This is a genomic window from Endozoicomonas sp. ONNA1, assembly GCF_024606325.1.
Classification (GTDB): domain Bacteria; phylum Pseudomonadota; class Gammaproteobacteria; order Pseudomonadales; family Endozoicomonadaceae; genus Endozoicomonas_A.
Genome location: NZ_JAHHPN010000380.1, coordinates 1 through 2,565 on the forward strand (window position 1 = coordinate 1; position 2,565 = coordinate 2,565).

At 55.7% G+C, this 2,565-nt stretch carries 2 protein-coding genes; both read left to right on the top strand.

The features are described from left to right. Positions 1-1,373: ankyrin repeat domain-containing protein (locus KDK19_RS08780; protein ID WP_257291754.1), on the top strand; the 1,373-nt coding region annotated here is incomplete at its 5' end. 99 nt (positions 1,374-1,472) lie between these two features. Beyond that, a partial coding sequence (locus tag KDK19_RS08785) for an ankyrin repeat domain-containing protein (protein WP_257291755.1) occupies positions 1,473-2,565 on the top strand: 1,093 nt, incomplete at its 3' end.

The window sequence follows — 2,565 nt, forward strand, 5'->3', positions numbered from 1 at the left end:
TCGGCTCTCGCCGATGTGCAATGTGTCGGCAAGACCCGATGCCTATGGTGAATGAACACACCGGTGAATCTCACCCGGATACATTTTTTCCCGATCGGGCGTTTTACAATGCCTGTGTTGACGGGGATTTAGATCAGGTGAAGAAGTCACTGGCTGAAGGAGTCAATGTCAATACCGTTATGAATAATAATTTCACAGCCTTGGTGTTGGCATCCAGTCAGGGGCACGAGGACGTCGTCAAGTACCTGATCAACGCCGGGGCGAATCTCAACGCCCGGAACGAAGATGGCGCCACTCCGCTGTTCTTCGCAGCCCAGGAAAATAACATCGACTGCGTGAAAATCCTGATCAACGCTGGGGCGGATGTCAACGCTGCCTTGCCGGATGCCACTACCCCGCTGTTCATCGCTACCCAAGAAAATAACACTGACTGCGTCAAACTCCTGATCGAAGCCAGGGCGGACACCAACGCCGCCTGTCCGAATGGCGCCACTCCGCTGTTCATCGCCGCTCAGGAAAATAACACCAACTGCCTGAAAATCCTGATCAACGCCGGGGCGGATGTCAACGCCACCTTGTCGGATGGCGCCACTGCGCTGCTCATCGCAGCCGCAGTGGGCAATACGGACTGCGTGAAAGCCCTGATCGAAGCCGGGGCGAATCTCAACGCCGCCTTGTCGAATGGCATCACCCCGCTGAGCATCGCTGCAACGAGAGGCAATACGGACTGCGTGAAAGCCTTGGTCGAAGCCGGGGCCGATCCCAACGCCCGGACCAAAGATGGCGCCACCGCGCTGTCCATGGCTGCAAAAGAAAATAACACCGACTGCGTGAACATCCTGATCAACACCGGGGCGGATGTCAACGCTACCTTGTCGGATGGCACCACCCCTCTGTTTATTGCGGCCCGAAAAGGTAGTACCGACTGCGTGAGAGCCCTGATCAAAGCCGGGGCAGATCTCAACGCCGCCCGGTCGGATGGTGCCACACCACTGTTCATTGCAGCCCGAAAGGGCAATATCAACTGTGTGAAAGCCCTGATCGAAGCCGGGGCGAATCCCAACGCCACCTTGTCGAATGGCGCTACCCCGCTGTGCATTGCTGCTGCGATAGGCCACAGCGACTGCGTGAAAATCCTGATCGAAGCCAAAGCGAATCCCAACGCCGCCCTGTCAAATGGCACCACCCCACTGTTCGTCGCCGCTGCAAAAGGCAATACCGACTGCATGAAAGTCCTGATTAACGCCGGGGCCGATCTTAATGCCTCCCGGACTTCCGATGGCGCCACGCCATTGTCCATCGCAACCAGGAAGGGCAATACCGACTGCGAGAGACTCCTGACCTTCGCCGGGGCAAGGAGGGGAAGAAGATAAAGGTATGATGTTATCCAGTCAGCACGATGAAATACCGCCGGAGGCCAGAGCGCAATAGTTCGGTATGATCCGATGCCGGTGTTGCGGGGGATTTCTGTGATGATTCAGCCACTGAAAACTTTTATAGCCATAGAGCTGAACTATCCTGTTTTTCTTGTGTCCAATCCTCATCGCTCACTCACTAACACAGATGTTCTACTCATGGATGGCATTGCTCGTCCCCTTGTTTCCGGAGATATTCAAGTACCGCAGCTGGACCCTTTCTGCCCTATTTGCCTGGTCGGGTTCCATGGCCGTACTGTAGCGCCTGTGGTCGTCAAAACCCAATGTTGTGGCAAGCATTTCGATCTGGACTGTATTTTGACGTATTTTGTTGATCACCCCATCGGCGCTCGTCGGTGTGCGATGTGCCGACAAAACCCGATGCCTGTGGTGAATCTGAACTCCGGCGAATCTCACCCGGATACATTTTTTCCCGATCAGACGTTTTATCGTGCCTGTTTTGAAAGGAATTTGGATCAGGTAAACATGTCCCTGGAAGAAGGGGTCAATGTCAATGTCCATAACATTACACATGATCATTTCACTCCCTTGATGATGGCTTCCATGGGGGGGCATAAGACGGTCGTCGAATGCCTGATCAGCGCCGGGGCGAGTCTCAACGCCGTTTGCAAGATTGGTGCCACTTCACTATTCATGGCTGCCCAAAAAAATAACATCGACTGCCTGCAAGCCTTGATCGAAGCCGGGGCGAATGTCAACGCCGCCTGTCCAGATGGCGCCACCCCACTGACCATCGCAGCCGAGATGGGCAATATTGAATGCGTAAAAGCCCTGATCGAAGCCAGAGCGGACCTCAACGTCCGAACCAGGCATGGCGCCACCCCGCTGTTCATCGCTGCTGCGAGAGGCCATACCGAATGCGTGCAAGCCCTGATCAATGCCAAGGTGGATCTCAACGCCCAGACCAAGCATGGCAAAACCCCGCTTTTCATCGCTGCTGCGAGAGGCCATACCCACTGCGTGAAAGCGCTGATCGAAGCCAAGGCGAACCTCAACGCTCCAACTGGGGATGGCGCCACCCCGCTGTTCATCGCTGCCGGGAAGGGCAATACCGGCTGCGTGAAAGCCCTGATCAACAACGGGGCAGACATCAACGCCGCCCGGACTTCGGATGGCGTCACTCCGCTGT